Origin of the sequence: Synechococcus sp. R8-2, from assembly GCF_047461715.1 — a bacterium.
In the GTDB taxonomy this organism is placed as follows: domain Bacteria; phylum Cyanobacteriota; class Cyanobacteriia; order Thermostichales; family Thermostichaceae; genus Thermostichus.
In genome coordinates this window covers 1-732 of sequence record NZ_JANSHQ010000437.1, presented here as the reverse complement: position 1 = coordinate 732, position 732 = coordinate 1, and the positions used below count along the sequence as shown (strand labels likewise).

The following is a 732-nucleotide window of genomic DNA, read 5'->3' as shown; positions in this document are numbered from 1 at the left end:
TTCTCCAGGGCTTGCCGACAGACTTCTAAGCCCCAGTTATAGGCGTGGCGGGCTACCCCAGCGTGTTGGGCGGCTAGAGTTGTTTGCTTGCGGTTAAGAATGAGTTGCGTCCGAAAACCCAGTAACATGCCCGCCACACCGCAAAGCGTCCATGAGTTCCGTGAAGCTTTCGGCTTGGCGCTCACAAGCCCCCTTTAGCTTTAGGTAACTCATGTTGGCTACTGTAAGCTTTTCGGCCTGCTGTTGTCAGCCTCTGGTTTTGTCTGCTGGTTTTGCTGGGGTTGGGGGGGTGGGGACGGCCAGCAGGGATCCCCTGCCACGGGTTGGATGTGCAACTCCAGGTAGCCGGTGGCCGGATCCGGTTGACGGGAGAAGCGGTACTCCGGGCTATCGGCGAGGACAATTTCGGCGGTGGTGTAGATGAGGCAGCCGGGGCGCAGGTGTCCCCCCCAGGTTTGGCCTCGGGCATCGGCAACGGTGAGATGGAGATGGACTCCGTCAGGGCACAGGGATCCACTCAGGGCCAGGATCTCCAGGCGTTCCGACAACAGGTGATCCCCCATTTGGTCGGCCAGGCGCAGGGTGGCTTGGCTAAGGCTGCCGACAGCGCTGAGGACAAACCCCGCTTGCAAGGGCTGCTGCCGGGCCACTCGCTCCAGTTCCTGCTTGAGATCTTGGCCGGGGAAGAGGCGCAAGGGATAAATCTTGAGGGATCCCGGCGGCATGGGCTGG

The 732-nt window shown here is 61.3% G+C and carries 2 protein-coding genes; both read right to left on the bottom strand.

The window, feature by feature from the left end; all coding sequences use genetic code 11:
• On the bottom strand, nt 1-128 hold a 128-nt coding region (locus NW819_RS10475), incomplete at its 3' end, for a helix-turn-helix domain-containing protein (RefSeq protein ID WP_414413701.1).
• Nucleotides 129-218: 90 nt separating this feature from the next.
• Nucleotides 219-732 (bottom strand): PPC domain-containing DNA-binding protein (locus NW819_RS10470; protein WP_414413700.1); only part of this gene is annotated, 514 nt, incomplete at its 5' end.